Origin of the sequence: Shewanella zhuhaiensis, assembly GCF_022484835.1 — a bacterium.
Lineage (GTDB): Bacteria > Pseudomonadota > Gammaproteobacteria > Enterobacterales > Shewanellaceae > Shewanella > Shewanella khirikhana.
The window spans coordinates 91,819-105,718 of record NZ_JAKUDL010000006.1 but is presented as its reverse complement, the minus strand read 5'-3'; the positions used below and the strand labels follow the sequence as shown (position 1 = coordinate 105,718).

Genomic DNA, 13,900 nt, shown 5'->3' with positions numbered 1-13,900 from the left:
CGGTTTTATACGTAGAATTTCAGGAGAGATTGAATGGCCAGTCGTGGTGTGAATAAGGTGATTCTGGTGGGTAACCTGGGGCAAGACCCCGAGGTGCGCTACATGCCAAACGGCAATGCGGTAGCCAATATCACGGTCGCCACCAGTGAGTCCTGGAAAGACAACCAAGGTCAGCAGCAGGAACGTACCGAATGGCACCGCGTAGTGATGTTCGGCAAACTGGCTGAAATCGCCGGTGAATACCTGCGCAAGGGTTCTCAGGTTTATCTGGAAGGTAAGCTGCAAACCCGTAAGTGGAAAGATCAGAGCGGTCAGGACAGATACACCACCGAAGTGGTTGTGGATCAGGGCGGCAGCATGCAAATGCTCGGTGGTCGCAACCAGGGTCAGGGTCAGGGCGCGCCAATGGGCGGTCAGTCTCAGGGTGGCCAGTCTCAGGGCGGTTACAGCGCACCAGCTCAAAACCAATACGCACCAGCTCCGCAAGCCGCTCAACAAAGCTACAGCGCTCCAGCGCAGCAGCCACAGCAAGCCGGTTATCAGCAGCCACAACAGGCTCAGCCAGCACAGCAGGGTGGTTATGGCCAACAGGCGCCACAGCAGAAGGGCGGCTACCAGAGCAAGCCTCAGCAATCTGCTCCAGCTTACCAGCCACAGCAGGCACCGCAGCAGCGCCCGGCACCACAGCCTCAGCAGCAAAACTATACCCCTGATCTGGATGACGGCTGGGACGACGATATCCCGTTCTAATTCAGTCCATTCACTCTTGGTCTGAATCAAAAGGTCAGAATCAAAAAAGCTCCCATCAGGGAGCTTTTTGTTTTTGGGCAATCCAGTGCCAATGCCCGGGCCTCTTGCTGAACTGGCCCCGGGTTACTGGGCCGTCCAGCCCCCGTCCATGGCGAGTGAGGCACCAGTGATACCGCGGGCAGCATCACCGCAGAGAAACAGCGCAAATTCACCTATTTGCCTGGGGTCGAGCATTTCTGGCAGCGGCTGTTTGGCGGTGACCAATTGGTATCTGGCTTCGTGATAGTCCAGCCCTTTGCTGTTGGCGACGGCCTCTATCTGTTTGTTGATAAGGGGAGTGTCAACCCAGCCGGGGCAGATGGAATTAACGGTAATGCCCTGCTCGGCACACTCGATGGCAACCACCTTGGTCAGGCCTACAATGCCGTGCTTGGCAGCGCAATAGGCGGCCTTATTTACCGATGCCACCAAGCCGTGTACCGAGGCGATATTAATGATCCGGCCCCAGCGCTTTTGTGCCATGGCGGGTACGGCCTGTTGTATGGTGTGAAAGGCCGACGACAGATTTATCGCAATGATATCGTTCCACTTTTCAAGCGGGAAATCGGCCACTGAGTCGGTGTGCTGAATTCCGGCATTGTTGATAAGAATATCTATGCTGCCGAGGGCTTCTTTGCCTTGGGCCATAAAGCGGTGGATGCTCTCTGGCTGGCGCAAGTCTGCATTGCTGAAAAAGGTGCGAATGCCGTATTGGGCCGCAAAGTCGGCCGCCAGGGATTGGCCTTCATCCTCTGGTAACAGCCCATGCAATATCAGGTTGCAACCCTGCTCGGCCAGTACCTGAGCCGTGGCCAGGCCAATCCCACTGGTGGAGCCTGTGATAAGCCCGACCTTGCCTTCTAAACTCCTTTGTCCACCCGACATCACTGGTGTCTCCCGTTACTCTGTGCATGTGATGCAAAGCTGCCAGACCGACATTTTTCCGCGCGCGAGGCGCGTGCATCCTGGCCGACAGGCTTGCGATTGATGCCCCCAGAATAGAGCAACGAGCCCGGCTTTTATTTGGGACCTTAGTACCATAGGCCGACTCCGAAAATTGGTTGATAGTAGGCGCCACACATCACCCAGAGTAAGAGAGCAGATTGTGGCGGGATTGAATAAGGTCGTTACCAGTTACGCACAGGCGTTGGCTGGACTCGAAAACGGGATGACGGTGATTGCCGGAGGTTTTGGCCTGTGCGGCATACCTGAAAATCTCATCAAGGAAATCAAACGCAAGGGCACGCGAAACCTCACCGTGGTGTCCAACAACTGCGGCACAACCGAATACGGTTTGGGCATTCTGCTGCTGGATAAACAAATCCGGAAGATGGTGGCCTCCTACGTGGGGGAAAACGCCAACTTTGAAGCGCAAATGATGTCGGGCGAGCTGGAGGTGGAGTTGACCCCCCAGGGCACGCTGGCGGAAAAAATGCGTGCAGCCGGCGCCGGAATTCCGGCCTTTTACACTGCAACGGGCTTTGGTACCGAGGTGGCCGTGGGCAAGGAAGTGAAAGAGTTCAACGGCCGGCAATACATTCTCGAAGAGTCCATCAAGGGCGACTTTGCCCTCGTCAAAGCCTGGAAAGCCGATACCTATGGCAACCTGGTCTTTCGTAAAACGGCACGTAATTTCAATCCCCTGGCGGCTATGGCGGGCAAGGTAACCGTGGTTGAGGTGGAGCAAATTGTCGCGCCAGGCGAGCTGGACCCCGATGAAATCCACACTCCCGGCATTTACGTCGACAGATTGATCCAGGGCAGTTTCGAGAAGCGCATCGAGCAGCTCACCATACGTCCCTCTTCACAAGGCCAATAGGAGTTCACCATGGCACTTTCCAGAGAACAACTCGCCCAGCGTGTCGCACAGGAACTCAAAGACGGCTATTACGTTAACCTCGGCATAGGTATTCCTACCCTGGTGGCTAACTACATTCCCGATGGGATGGAAGTCATGCTGCAATCGGAAAACGGCCTGCTGGGCATGGGGCCTTTTCCCACTGAGGATGAAGTCGACCCCGACCTTATCAATGCGGGCAAACAAACCGTGACCATGGCGACCGGCGCGGCCTTGTTCGACTCCGCTGAGTCGTTCGCCATGATCCGTGGTGGCCACGTGGACCTGACTGTACTCGGCGCCTTCGAGGTGGATACCCAGGGCAATATCGCCTCTTACATGATCCCGGGAAAACTCATCAAGGGTATGGGCGGCGCCATGGATTTGGTGGCGGGCGCCGACAACATCATAGTGACCATGACCCACGCGTCTAAACAGGGCGAATCCAAGCTGCTCACCCAATGCAGCCTGCCGCTGACAGGTAAGGGCTGTATCAAAAAGGTGCTCACCGATCTCGCCTTTATCGAAATTAAAGATGGGAAGTTCCATCTGCTGGAGCGCGCCCCCGGTGTGAGTGTGGAAGAGATTATCAAACTCACGGCTGGTGAGTTGGTGGTGCCTGAGCATGTGCCCGAAATGAGCTTTCAGCGGGGGTAAGTCCGGAAGCTAATGCTTGTGTCTGTGGCGTGGGTCAGGACCGTTCTGGATCTAAAGTGCCATTGTCAGCCGGGTGCAAATTACGCAAGTTTGCAGTGTCTGTATTTCTCCGTTGGAGCCTGTTTTATGCTCAAAATCTCTTCGTTAGCGCGTAAGGCCGTGGCCATCTTAAGCTGCAGTCTCTCTCTGAGTGTTGCGGCCCATGCTTCAGCCCAGGCCTTTGAGCCGGTTAACGACTTTGGTGCCAATCCCGGGGCGTTGACGGCGTCAATCTACACGCCAGCAACCAACCCCGGCAGTGCCCTGGTGGTATTGCTGCACGGCTGCGTACAGGACGGTATCGAGCTTGCTGACAACAGCGGGTTAACTGGCCTGGCCCAAGAGAAGCAATTTGCCGTGCTGGTGCCACAACAGAGTTTTGATAATAACGTAAAACGCTGTTTCAACTGGTTTTCCGCGCAGGATACTCAGGCTGACAGCGGCGAAATGCTATCGCTGAAAAACATAATTACCCAGGCGCAGGTCAGCACCGGCACCAAACGTGTGTATCTGGTGGGCCTGTCTGCCGGTGGTGCCATGGCCAGCGCGGCATTGGTAAATTATCCGGACCTTTTCAGCGCCGGGGCCGTGATAGCCGGCCTGCCATATCCCTGTGCCGATAACCTTACCAAAGCCATTTCCTGCATGAAAAAAGGGCCGGCAGAATCCACCGAAGAGCTTGTTAGCTTTGTGCGCAAGTTACATCCCGAGCAAGCCCAGTGGCCGACCCTCAGCATCTGGACGGGCACAACAGATGCGGTGGTACATCCACAAAATGCCCATAGCCTAGCGGCGCAGTGGGTGCAGTTATCCGGTGTGGAGACTGCGCCAAGGGTAGAACAACTCACCGATTATCGGGTAAGCCGCTGGGTCGATACTAACAGCCAGGAGCTTGTCTCCTTAATAGAAATTCACAACATGGGCCATGGTATTGCGGTGGATCCCACAATAGCGCATGGTGGTATAGAAGGGGACTTTTTATTAAAGGCACCCATCAGTACTGTTGGTGAAATTATTCGGTCTTGGGGGTTGTAGGGCTTATTAAAATAAATGGGTGTTAACGAATCTGAATTATCCGCTTTATACGAAAGTTATTACTGTTTGGCGGTTCTACATTGATATGATGCTGAATTTTATCAGTGGTTAAATGACTGTATTATTTTACTGAATTATTTTAAAAACAACTGGTTGAAAACACATACTACTATAGTACCGATTTAATTTTTAAGGAACTGCTATAGAGTCGATGTGAACTTAAATAGCAGTAAGTACCAACCTTTAAAAATAAATACTACAACGGGAACTCTGTATGAAACAGAACACTATTAAAATGAGTTGCATTGCTTTAGCTATCTCATCTGCACTGACAGCACAATACGCTGTTGCGGAAGATGAAAATAGCACAGGGGAGAAGCAAGCCACCTTGGAACGCATTGAGGTTTCGGCGCGCAAAACGGTGGAAAGTCTGCAGAATGTGCCCGTTGCTGTGACCTCGGTCAGCGCCACGGATCTGGCTGAAAATGGCATCAATGTCATGACCGAAATTCAGCAGTTTTCCCCCAACACCACCCTGCAGGCGAGCCGGGGTACCAACTCCACGCTCACCGCCTTTATCCGTGGTGTAGGGCAGGAGGATCCGCTCTGGGGTTATGAGCCCGGGGTCGGTATCTATATCGATGATGTCTATGTTGCCCGGCCGCAGGGCGCAGTGTTGGATATTCTGGATGTACAGCGCATCGAAGTGCTGCGCGGCCCGCAGGGCACCCTTTATGGTAAAAACACCATAGGTGGCGCGGTTAAGTACGTGACCAGGAAGATGAGCGGCGATGCCGAGCTGAGCCTGAATGCCACCGTGGGCAGCTATGCACAGCGTGATTTCAAGGTAGCAGGTCAATACCCCCTGGTTGACGATAAACTCTATTTCGGTTTTGCGGTGGCCAGTTTAAACCGTGACGGTTACGGTGACTTTGTTACTTCGGCGCTGAACGATCAAGACACTGAAAACTATAATAAAGACCTGATGGCAGGCCGTATCAGCCTGGAATATACCCCGACAGATGCGCTCTTTATGCGTCTGACCTATGACAAAACAGAGGACGATTCTAACGCCAAAGGTGGTTATCGTATTCTGCCAAGCCTCCTCTCCAATGCCCCCGTGCCTGACAGCAAGTACGACTCCTATACCAGCATGCCCACCTGGAACAAGGTGGAAACCGAAGGTTGGGGGCTGACGCTGGAATACGGCCTGAATGATGACTGGACCCTTAAGTCAGTCACCTCATCCCGTGAGAGCTATTCGCCCACCAACATCGACTTTGACAATACCAGTCTGCGTATCTTCGATGTGCCTGCCATCTACGATGATGAGCAGTTCAGTCAGGAGTTTCAGGCAAACTATGATGGTGAAAATCTCAAGCTGGTGTCTGGCCTCTATTACTTTCAAGGTGACTCCTGCGGCCTGTTCGACGCCATTCTTGAAGAGGCTTTCAAGGCTTACGGTGGCCTGACCCGTGAAGTGCGGGGTTGCAACAACAGCGAGAGCTATGCCGCCTATGCTCAGGGCTCTTACGATATCACCGACAAGCTGTCGCTGACCCTGGGTGCCCGTTACACGCGCGAGACCAAGGATGCCACCGTTTACAACGGGGTGATTTTCGACAGCATCTATCCTGAAACCGGCTGGTATCCGGGTTATGTGCGGGATGAGGCCCAGATTGAAGCCAGTATTCCCAAGGTGCTCGACGATGAAGAGACCTGGTCCCGATTCACCCCCAGAGTCGGGGTCGAGTACCAGCTGAACGACGACATGATGCTCTATGCCAGTTACTCCCAGGGCTTCAAGTCCGGTACCTTTAACCCAAGGGCAACCGGACCTGAGCCGGCAGTAGACCCAGAAGTGGTTGATTCATTTGAGGTTGGTGTAAAGAGCGAGTGGAACGATAACCTGCGCATCAACGCCACGGCTTTCTACCTGAACCATAAAGATCGCCAGTTCGTAACCGTCTTGCCCGGCGAAGATGCTGCGGACCTCAATCAGCGTCTCGGGAACATTGGTACCTCCACTGCATCGGGTTTGGAGCTTGAGCTGGAATATGCTGCCACTGAATCATTGAATCTGTTCGCCAGCCTGGGTCTTATCGATGCCAACTTTGATGAGGTGATTTCTTACGATGCGGATGGGAATCAAATCGATATCAGTGACACCTACACCATCACCAACACCCCGGATACCACGGCCAACGTGGGCTTCAGCTACAACATAGACACGGATTTTGGCAGCTTTGTGGCCAGCGGAAACTACTACTACCGCAGCGACTATGACCTGGCTGTAGTGGATAACCTCCTGAGCCAGGACGGTTATGGCCTGCTGAACCTGGGGCTGAACTGGTACAGCAACGATGGCCACTGGACCGCCGGATTGCACTGGAAAAACATCACCGATGAAGAATACCTGGTGGGTAACTATGCCTTTGTGACGCCTGACGGTAACGGTGGCTATATTCCAGGATTGGGTGGTGACAATACATTAATTGGCTATTACGGCGATCCGGAAACCATTTCTCTTACTGTGGGCTACAGTTTCTAGAGTTTGATGCCAGTGATACTGATAAATAACCGACTCCCTTGAGTCGGTTATTTATTCCGGAGTAACAGGTTTAGCTGGCATTCATACTTTATGGGATTAAACTGGGTTAAAAATAAAGGGAACAGATTATGTCTCAGATAAAAGTGGCTATTGCAGATGACCACCCACTATTTCGGACAGCATTAACTCAGGCTGTTCTCAAAAATGTAAATACAGCAGAGGTTCTGGAGGCCGAAAACTTTCAGGATCTCATCTCGGTTATTGAAAGTCATCCCGATATTGAGCTGGTATTTCTTGACCTGCATATGCCGGGCAATGAAGGGTTTACCGGATTAACTCTGCTACAGAACCATTTCCCCGATATCGTGGTGATTATGGTGTCGTCAGACGATCAGCCTGACATCATTCGTAAGGCCATCAATTTGGGAGCCAGCGCCTTTATTCCCAAGTCGGCTAATCTCAACCAAATAGCCGATGCCATAGGCACGGTGCTGGACGGTGAGGTGTGGCTGCCGGAGAACACCGACATCAATGTCGACCAACAGACGGCGGCAGAGCATCAGCGGCTGGCAAAGCAGCTCGCTCAGCTCACGCCGCAGCAATACACGGTGCTTGCCAGCATTGCCAATGGCCGCCTTAACAAACAAATTGCCTACGATCTCAATATCAAGGAAACCACGGTTAAAAAGCATGTGTCGGCCATACTGCTTAAACTGGAAGTTTACAATCGAACCCAGGCTGGGCTGGTGTTCCAGCAATTGATGATCACCAGCAGCGACAAGCAGGCGGCGACTGCCTGAGCAAACCGCTTAAGAACATAAAAAGCGCACATAAAAAGCGCAAATAAAAAAACAGTGGCTATGGCCACTGTTTTTGTTTGCGCCCGGGGTGTGCCCTCGGGCAGCGTTGCGTTAATCAATCCCGTATCATGCCGATGCAATGACTCATGACAGTTGCTTAATCAGGCGCTTAAGTGCAGTGGCTTTCACCGGTTTACGCACAAAGCTGAAATTGGCGCTGCTGGTGTGCTGCCGGACGGCCTCTGAGGGGTCTGCCGAGCAGATAACGCAGGTGGGGCGCGCTTGCAAAAGCCTTGGATGCTCAAGCAGGCTTTGCACCAGCGAAACCCCATTTTCGTCATCATCCAGATGGTAATCCGCAAGAATCAGTCTGGGCGTGTCCGCCCCCTCAAGCTGTGCCAGGGCACTCGCTTTATCTCTGGCTGTCAGTACCTTGCAACCCCAGCCGATAAGCAGCGAGGAGATGGCTTTTAACATCAGCTCGTCGTTGTCGATAACCAGCACCTGAATATCGAAGCTGTCGCCCATGGTCTCGTCGTCGCGCCGCAGTTTGACCACATTATCGGGCAGCTTTTGCTGCCTTATCCTTGGTACTTCCACGCTGAAGCAAGTGCCTTTGCCAAGCTCAGAATGCAGATAAATCCGGATGCCAAGCAGCTTGGCTATGCGGTCACAAATCGCCAGGCCAAGGCCGAGCCCGGGAATTTCCCGGGTCTGTTCCAGACGTTCAAATTCACCAAAAATTGCCTGCTGTTTTTCCGCAGGGATCCCCGGGCCATTATCCCATACCTGAATAAGCAGGCTGTCCTGTCGCCTGCGAACCCCAAGCAGTACTCTTGGGACAAATTCGCCGCCGCTTGCCATCGACTCTCCGCCCTCCAGTCGCGAACGCGATGCTGCCTGAACCTGATCCAGGGCGCCGGCAGGGGAGTAATGGAAGGCGTTGGAGAGGAAATTTTGAATGATGCGCCGCAGCAGGCGTTGGTCGCTTTGCACAAAGCAGGATGAAAACTGATAGCCAAACTCAATCCCCTGCTCTTTGGATAACACCTTGAATTCGTTTACCAGCGTCGAGAGCAAGTCATCGAGGGCAAATTGGCTCTGTTCGGTTTTCAGACTGCTGCTGTCGAGGCGGGAGATTTCCACCAGGTCAGACAGCAGACTTTCCACCACATTGAGGGAGTCTTCGATATGGGTCGCCAAATCCTGAAGTTCGGTGGAGGTCACCCTTTGCTTCAGCATTTCGGTGAACAGGGTGAGCGCGTTAAAGGGTTGCATCAGGTCGTGGCTGGCCGCGGCCAAAAAGCGGGTTTTGCTGCTGTTGGCGGCTTCGGCTTCTGCCTTGGCCTTGGCGAGCTCCCGGGTGCGGCTTTCGACCCGTTTCTCCAGCGTCTCGTTGGCTTGCTGCAGTGCCTTTTCGGCCTGAATGTGGGCGGTGATGTCGCTGAAGGTACTGACAAAGCCGCCCCCCGGCATGGCCTGGCCGCGGATTTCCAGTACCCTGCCATCGTGCATGGTGCGCTGGAAATGATGGGGGCTGCCGCTGCGCATATGGGCGAGGCGCTTCTCCACCAGTTCGTGGGCCTCGTCACCGACTATGATGCCGCGTGCTATGTTGTAGCGCAGCAGCTTCTCGATTGGGATGCCAGCTTTTACATAATCTTTTGGATAATCAAGGAGCTCAATATAACGCTTGTTCCAGGCTACCAGGCGCATGTCGGCATCAACCACGCTTATCCCCTGCTCGATATTTTCCACCCCCGATTGCAGCAGTTCGCGGTTGAATTCAAATATCTGGTTGGCTTCATCGACAATGCTGACCACATCCTCCAGCGGCACTTGCTGGGCGCGGGAGGCGGCGTTCATCACCATGCGGGTGGAGGCTGACCCCAATACGCCTGAGAGTTTCAGCCGGGTGTAATCCACCAGTTCTTCGCGGCGGGACGACAGCTCAGAGCCCAGCAGTTTGGCTTTTGCCACCAGGGCATCGGCTTCTTCTTTGTTGATAAACCTGTGCAGCAGGCTGGCCAAATCGCTCACCGACAGATGGCGCTCAAGCTGCAATTGCTTGCGGTTTACAAACACATCGGCCTGCAAGAGCTCGCCCACACTCTGTTCCCGGAAGAGGGAAATAAGCACTAAGCTGCCGATATTCACCAGCAGGCTGAAGAAGAGGCCGTGGCTGATGTTATCCAATTCATTAAGGCCAAAGAGGGCATTGGGAGCTAACCAACCGATGTGCCAGGGGCCATGGATAACCCAGTTGGCATCGGGGAAGGTGGCGGGTAGTAGCAGGGTGTAGAGCCAGACCAGGCTGCCCAGCAACATGCCCCAGAAAGCACCCTGGGTGTTGGCCCTGCGCCAGTACAGGGCTCCCACGGCGGCGGGGGCAAATTGCGACAGTAGCACAAAAGATAAAAGGCCTATGCTGGCGAGGTGATTTTGCTGGTCGATATAGCGCTCAAAGGCAAAGGCCGATAACAGGATAGCGGCAATGGCGACGCGGCGCAGGTTCAGCAGAATTCCAGCAAGCTGCGGTGTTTGCTGAGAACTGAACCTGGGCAGACGGAGCAGCAGCGGAGTCAGGATCTCGGTGGATATCATGGTGCTCAGTACAATGGCCGCCACAATCACCATGGCGGTTGCCGCGGCAAGACCACCGAGATACACCAGTACCCCCAGCCAAGCCTGTTGGTAAAACAGTGGCAGGGTAAGCACATAGGTATCGGCATCCACACTGCCGCCAGGGAAACTCAGCTGGCCTGCAAGGGCTATCGGCAGGATAAAGGCATTCATCAGCAGCAGGTACAGGGGCACCATCCAACGGGCAGATTTGAGCTCTTTGGTATGATGATTCTCAATCATCATCATGTGGAACTCCTGGGGCAGGGCATAGATGGTGATGGCCCCCAGCAGAATTTGCGACAGCACAAAATAGAGGGAGTTGGCCTCTGTGCTGGTGGGGAGCGCTTGGCTCCGGGAGAGGAGATCGCTGAAGCCGTCGAAAATATAAAAGGTGGCAAAGATGCCCACAGTCGTCAGCGCCAGCAGTTTCACCACCGAGCTGAAGGCAATCGCCAGCACCAGCCCCTGATTCTGTTTGCTTGCCGACAACTGACGGGTACCGAACAGAATGCTGAAAATAATCAGCACGATAGTCACGATAAACGCCGTGCTTATTCCCGACTGGAAGGTGCCTGTCAGGAGATCAAAACTGGTGCTGATGGCTCGAAGTTGCAGGGCGATGTAAGGAATGGTGCCAAGCAGAGATACCATGGCCACACTGGCGGCAATTTTGGGCGAGCGGTCGAAGCGGCAGGCAATGAAGTCGGCGATGGAGGTGAGGTTCTGGCTTTTGACTATGTGCAGGGTGCGCATCAACATGGGCCAGGCCAGCACCAGACAGATAATGGAGCCGATGTAAATGGGGGCCAGCCAGGCACCTGTGGTGGCGGCCTGGCCGACAGTGCCGTAAAAGGCCCAGGAGGTACAACATACACCCAAAGACAGGCTGTACACCCAGGGTCTTTTTCGCCACTGGCCGAAGGGCTGGTTTTGCCCCAACTGAGCAACAATAAAGAGCACGGCCAAATAGGCGATTGAAATAACGCTGATCCACCAGGTATCAACAGACAGCCAAGGCAGCAAAATAAACCCCAGAATGATGTTCCAATACCCAGCCAAGCTACACCAGGCAGGCCGATTGTTAAAGGCTTGATCCCTCTGCGGTGCACTAAGGTAGTACTTCTTTATCCCACTTCATCAGATAACCTAGCCCCCAATATTCATCTCAGGTTTTGAGCCATTACGCCTATGAAAATAACCCATAAATATCTGGTGGAAGGTCTGGTTTTTACCAGTTACGTATTATTTGCCATGGCATGGGTTGGCGGCACCGCGAGTATGGACCAGATAATGGCCTCGATGCATATCGAGAGCTTCGCCTCGGCGAGTTTACTGAGCGGCGCCGTGACCCTGGCGAAGATTGTCGGCACCTTTGCCGCAGCCTACCTCACATTGAAAGTCGGGGTGAAATACGCCTTTTTGGTGGCGGCCTTGTTGATAGTGACCGGCATAGTCACGCCTTACGCCCCCAACTACGATGTGCTCCTGGTCAGCCGCTTTCTGATGGGGCTTGGCGGCGCCTTTATGATTGTGTATTTCAACCCCATAGTGATGCACTGGTTTGCCCCCGAAGAGCGCCCGGTGATCAACGGCTTAAACGCGGTGGCCTTTAACGTGGGTACCGCAATTGTGCTTTGGGGCATGCCTGTCATCAATGCCATTACCGGCGGTTGGCAGCAAAGTTTGCTGGTGTTTTCATTGGCGAGTCTGGCGCTGGCACTGCTGTGGCTGATGGTGAAGTTCGACCGCGAGCAGCCAGGTGCTGGTGTGCCAGCCCAAGAGTCCAGCCATTACAGTTATCTCGATGGTTTGAAGGACGGCTTTAACTGGGCGTACGCCTTAACTTATTCGGGTCTGCTGTCTTTTTATATTTGCCTGTTTACCTTTTATCCCCAGGCGGGCATCAGCCAAAGTAAGTGGGTGATTGGCTTTGGTATTCTCGGCACTGTCGCCGGTATCCTCTACAGCCGAAAACAGCCGCTGCGACTGCCTATTATTCGTATAAGCGGGCTGGTGATTTTTATCACTGTGCTGGGCTTATCCTTTGGCACCGAACCCTGGCTGCAAACCCTGTGCGCCATCGTACTGGGTTTTTGTATCTTCCTGCCGGTAACTGCCCTTGTCAGCATTCCCCACGAGTTGCCAAAGATGACGGGGCAAAAAATCACGGTGATTTTCAGCCTCTTCTGGTCCATCAGTTATCTCATTTCCACCATAGTGCTGTGGCTCTTTGGCAAGTTGGTGGATATGAATCAGGGCAGCTATTTCGCCTCTTTTGTCCTTATTACCCTGCTGAGCGCCACCGTATTTGTTGGCAGCTATTTTCTCCCTGAAACCGGAAAACCCAAGGAATAAGCATGCGAGACTCTCCACGTGGTTCGGCGTCAGCAAAGCTGGCGGAGTTTCTGTCCCAGGCCAACCAAAATATTGCCCTTGCGAGGGAGCAAAACATTCAGTTCACACCGGCGCTGCTGAGGGAAAATCTGAATAAGCTCGCCGCCTTCATGACCTGTAAACCCGAGGTGAGCTACATCGCCGATAGAGCCTGGCAACTCGGTGACCGAGCCATTCCCGCCCGGGTTTACAGCCCCGACCCACATAGTGCCTTGCCAGTGGTGGTGCACTTTCACGGTGGCGGCCACATGTGCGGCAGTGTGGAGCTATACGACCCCATCTGCCGTCAGTTGGCGAGCACAGCTCACTGTGTGGTGATTAGCGTGGAGTACCGTTTGGCGCCCGAGCATCCTTATCCTGCGGGCCTTGAGGATTGCGAGCATGCCCTGCGCCACTACACCGAAGTGCTGGAGGACGTCGCTTTTATCACCGGTCCCTGCATCATGGGTGACAGTGCTGGCGGTGCCATCTGCACCAGTTTGAGCGAGCGCAGTCTCGCTGAGTCGAGCCTTGATATTCGCAAACAAATTCTGATTTATCCCAGCGTGGATTACACCATGGCGAGCGCCTCTTACGAGAGCAACGGCGCGGGTTTCTTGCTGGAAACCCCAAGGGTGAAGTGGTATTTCGAGCAATACTTTCAGGATGCGGCCCTGGATGCTGAAAAGGTGAGGGCGGCATCGCCACTGCACGGTCGTATTGAGGCTGGATTGCCTGCAACGCTGATCTTCACTGCTGGCTGCGATCCGCTTCGCGATGAAGGCCGGACCTATGCCGAGGCGTTACAGCGTGCGGGCGTAAAGGTAGAGCATCATGGGCTGGAGGACATGATCCACGCCTATATGCTGCTTCACGACCTGGTGGCCGAAGAGTGTTTAAGCACCTATCAAAGAATCGCCCACTTTATCAGGATGTCCTGAGCCGCGACCTGGTTTCAGTGAAAGCTCGCAACCGGGGTTAGTTCAAAGTCCTTATTAACTGGCAGACTTTGCGAATGCACTGCAGATGGACGGCGCCCTGCGGTTGGGAGGCAGCGAATAAGCCCCGAGCATGCTCTGCTCGACTTAATAGCTATTCATCTCGAAAGGCCGACCTTTCTGATTCGGAATACAAATAAAACGACATCAGTGTTGTATGGCCTATATTGAAGCGCTTTTGGGTGGAACATGGCCA

10 protein-coding genes are annotated in these 13,900 nt (G+C 53.8%); 8 read left to right on the top strand and 2 right to left on the bottom strand.

All coding sequences use genetic code 11. The features are described 5' to 3' along the window. The first annotated feature begins 33 nt into the window (after positions 1-33). A complete protein-coding gene (gene ssb, locus MJ923_RS16070; protein ID WP_240591945.1) occupies positions 34-750 on the top strand; it encodes a single-stranded DNA-binding protein in 717 nt (238 codons plus the stop codon). Between the two features lie 123 nt (positions 751-873). Here ssb and MJ923_RS16065 read toward each other — a convergent pair whose 3' ends face one another. After that, a complete protein-coding gene (locus tag MJ923_RS16065) occupies positions 874-1,674 on the bottom strand; it encodes a 3-hydroxybutyrate dehydrogenase (RefSeq protein ID WP_240591944.1) in 801 nt (266 codons plus the stop codon). Between the two features lie 220 nt (positions 1,675-1,894). Here MJ923_RS16065 and MJ923_RS16060 point away from each other — a divergent pair, with 220 nt between their 5' ends. The 5 genes from MJ923_RS16060 (at position 1,895) to MJ923_RS16040 (ending at position 7,708) form a co-directional block, all read left to right on the top strand. Further along, a complete protein-coding gene (locus tag MJ923_RS16060; RefSeq protein ID WP_240591943.1) occupies positions 1,895-2,608 on the top strand; it encodes a CoA transferase subunit A in 714 nt (237 codons plus the stop codon). A 9-nt stretch (positions 2,609-2,617) separates the two neighbouring features. Further along, positions 2,618-3,283, top strand: coding sequence for a CoA transferase subunit B (locus MJ923_RS16055; RefSeq protein ID WP_220077216.1), 666 nt, complete (start codon positions 2,618-2,620; stop codon positions 3,281-3,283). Between the two features lie 126 nt (positions 3,284-3,409). After that, positions 3,410-4,357, top strand: coding sequence for an extracellular catalytic domain type 1 short-chain-length polyhydroxyalkanoate depolymerase (locus tag MJ923_RS16050; protein ID WP_240591942.1), 948 nt, complete (start codon positions 3,410-3,412; stop codon positions 4,355-4,357). A 274-nt stretch (positions 4,358-4,631) separates the two neighbouring features. Further along, entirely contained in the window at positions 4,632-6,908 is a 2,277-nt protein-coding gene (locus MJ923_RS16045; RefSeq protein WP_240591941.1) for a TonB-dependent receptor, read from the top strand. A 128-nt stretch (positions 6,909-7,036) separates the two neighbouring features. After that, positions 7,037-7,708: a response regulator transcription factor gene (locus tag MJ923_RS16040; protein WP_126168305.1), complete on the top strand. Its 672-nt coding sequence runs from the start codon at positions 7,037-7,039 to the stop codon at positions 7,706-7,708. A gap of 144 nt (positions 7,709-7,852) precedes the next feature. Here MJ923_RS16040 and MJ923_RS16035 read toward each other — a convergent pair whose 3' ends face one another. Further along, positions 7,853-11,356: a hybrid sensor histidine kinase/response regulator gene (locus MJ923_RS16035; RefSeq protein ID WP_240591940.1), complete on the bottom strand. Its 3,504-nt coding sequence runs from the start codon at positions 11,354-11,356 to the stop codon at positions 7,853-7,855. Between the two features lie 165 nt (positions 11,357-11,521). Between MJ923_RS16035 and MJ923_RS16030 the strand changes: the two genes are divergently transcribed. Together MJ923_RS16030 and MJ923_RS16025 are read left to right on the top strand one after the other, a co-directional pair. Next, on the top strand, positions 11,522-12,688 hold the full coding sequence (locus tag MJ923_RS16030; protein WP_240591939.1) for an MFS transporter: 1,167 nt from the start codon (positions 11,522-11,524) through the stop codon (positions 12,686-12,688). 2 nt (positions 12,689-12,690) lie between these two features. Then, positions 12,691-13,647, top strand: a complete 957-nt coding sequence (locus tag MJ923_RS16025; protein WP_240591938.1) for an alpha/beta hydrolase — start codon at positions 12,691-12,693, stop codon at positions 13,645-13,647. Positions 13,648-13,900 lie beyond the last annotated feature (253 nt).